The sequence below is a fragment of the Streptomyces sp. FH025 genome (assembly GCF_017427025.1).
GTDB lineage: Bacteria > Actinomycetota > Actinomycetes > Streptomycetales > Streptomycetaceae > Kitasatospora.
Window position 1 is genome coordinate 1 of record NZ_JAFLNG010000895.1, and the last position, 2631, is coordinate 2631.

The 2631-nt window shown below is 71.8% G+C and carries 2 protein-coding genes; one reads left to right on the forward strand and one right to left on the reverse strand.

The annotated features are described in order from the left end of the window. Positions 1-109: 109 nt before the first annotated feature. Entirely contained in the window at positions 110-1690 is a 1581-nt protein-coding gene (locus tag J0670_RS35365) for an ABC transporter substrate-binding protein (RefSeq protein ID WP_207816669.1), read from the reverse strand. Between the two features lie 277 nt (positions 1691-1967). On the opposite strand from J0670_RS35365, the gene J0670_RS35370 reads away from it, so the two are divergent. Continuing rightward, entirely contained in the window at positions 1968-2576 is a 609-nt protein-coding gene (locus J0670_RS35370; protein ID WP_207816670.1) for a TetR/AcrR family transcriptional regulator, read from the forward strand. Positions 2577-2631 lie beyond the last annotated feature (55 nt).

Consider the following 2631-nt stretch of genomic DNA (forward strand, 5'->3'; position numbering starts at 1 on the left):
ACCACCAGCAGGACGGCCGCGGCCCGGCCCAGGCGGGCGCCGGTGCCCAGCAGGCGGCGCCCGGGCCCGGCGGGGGCCGTCAGGCGGCGCCCGGGCGTGGTCGGGGCCGTCACTTCTTCAGCCAGAGGTGGGCGGGGGACACGCTGATGACGGTCCGCTTGGACAGGTCGGACAGGCCGCCGACCTTGGGGGAGGCGAGGAGGCCGACGGTGTTCTCGGTGAGCAGGAGCGTCGGGGCGTCGGCGACGATCCGCGTGGCGGCGTCGTTGTAGGCGGCGGCGCGTTCGGCGGGGTCGAGGGCGGCGCGGCCGCGGGCGACGGCCTGGTCGACGGCGGGGTTGGCGTAACCGGTGAAGTTCATCGGGGACTTGGAGGTGAACAGGCTGGAGATCGCGGTGTCGGTGTCGCCGTACATGCTGGTGACGAAGTCCATGACCTGGAAGGAGCGCTGCATCATCGCGCTGCCCAGGGTGGCGTTGTCGACCGGCTTGATGGTCATCTTGATGCCGGCCTCGCCGAGCATCTGCTGGAGCACGGTGGCGCGCTGCTGGCCCTCGGGGCGGCTGTCGACCAGGTACTCGAAGGAGATCTGGGGGTTTCCTGCTTCGGCGAGCAACTGCTTGGCCTTGGCCGGGTCGTGGGCGGGGTAGCCGGAGCCGGTGGCGGTGGTGCGGTAGGCCGAGTGCGAGCCGATCGGGCTGTCGGCGGTGCGGCCCTGGCCGAGGTAGACGACCTTCTCCACCGCGTCGCGGTCGATGGCGTACTGCATGGCCTGGCGCACCCGCACGTCGTCGAAGGGCGCGGCCTTGGTGTTGACCAGGACGGTGGAGGTGGAGCCGGGGCCGGCCGCCACGCGCAGCCCGTCGGCGCCCGCCTGCTTGAACTGGGCGGGGCTCTCGGCCCAGATGACGTCGGTGTCGCCGGAGCGCAGCGACTGGTAGCGGCTGTCGGTGTCGGGGAGCACCCGGTAGTCGAGCTTGTCGGCGTGGCCCTTGTCGCCCCAGTAGGCGGGGTTGCGGGTGAGTTCGGCCGAGACGCCGGTCTGCGAGCGAGCCAGTGTGTACGGGCCGGAGCCGATCGCGGTGCCGTCCGGGCCGGGGGCCTCGGAGACGTAGCCGAGCGAGCGGGTGAAGGCGCTCGGGAACGCGGAGTTGGGGGACTTGAGGGTGAAGACGACGGTGTCGGGGGCGTCGGCCTTCATGGCGGCGATGGCGGCGGCGTCGGTGGCGCAGGAGCACTTGCTCTCGGGCTTGGCCAGGCGGGTGACGTGGTCGATGACGGCCTGGGCGTCGAGCGGCTTGCCGTCGCTGAACTTCACGTCCGCGCGCAGCTGGAGGGTCCAGGCGGTGGCGTCGGTGTTGGGGGTGAACGCCTTGGCCAGGTACGGCTGGACGGTGCCGTTGTCGCCGTTGACCATCAGCGGGTCGTAGAGCGCGTTGGCCAGGACCATCATCGGCTCGGAGGTCAGGGCGGTCTCGGCCGGGTCGAGCCGGGGGAAGGGCCGGTCCAGGCCGATGCGCAGCGTGCCGCCGTCCGCAGCCGGGCCGTCGTCGGCCGGGGAGACGCCGGAGCTGCCGGCGCCGCCGGTGCCTGCGGCGAGCGCGTCGTCGGAGGCGGAGCAGGCTCCGGCGGTCAGGGCCAGGGCGGTCGCGCAGATCGCCGCCGCCAGAACGTGGGTGTGCCGCTTCATGGTTCCTCGGTGTCCTCAGAGGTTCAGAGGTGGAGCTCGACGGCCCGGGGGAAGGCCGCCGAGGACACCATTTCGGAAGTGGCACTACTGCCAAAAGGCAGTTGTGCAAAGTTTGGATGACGAACAGCCGAAGAGTTCCGACGCGGCTTGAGCGGGCCTCACCCGGCATGATTCGCTACCGGTCGTGACGGTGGCCCAGGCAGGCCGCGGGAGTCGGACATGACACCCCGGCAGGCCTCGGAACACCGTCGAGCGGAACGGGAGAAGTGGAACAACGATGCAGCACACGGACGAGGCAGCCGAGTTGGGCATGCGCGACCGCAAGAAGGCGCGCACCCGCGAGAGCATCCGCACCGCCGCGTTCGACCTCTTCGAGGACCAGGGCTTCGAACAGACCACCGTGCAGCAGATCTGCCGCCGCGCCGACGTCGCCCACCGGACCTTCTTCCGCTACTACCCCACCAAGGAGGCCCTCCTCTTCGGCTGGGACTTCGGCCAGGTGGTGCTCGACGCGTTCGCCGCCGCCCCGGCCGCCCTCGACCCGTGGGCCGCCCTCGACCACGCCCTGGCCACCACCGACGGCCAGTGGGAGGAACCCGTCGAACACACCGCCCGGCGCCGCCGGCTGCGCCGGGAGCACCTCGACGTGCAGTCCGTGCGCAACTACGCGCTGATCGTCATCGACTCCTTCACCCAGCGCACCGTCGAAGCGACGGCCCAGCGCATGGGCGTCGACCCGGTCGCCGACCTGCGCCCGGCGGCCTTCGCGGCGATGTTCACCGGCATCGTGCGCCGGCACGTCCTGATCGGCTCGGACGGCAACCCGATCGCCGCCTGGGTCGCCGCCTACCGGCAGGTCCTCGGGGCACCGGAGCCCACCGCCTGACCCCGCCAACACCCCTACCCGACACCACCGTTCACCCCTCGCGTCACCGTGCGCC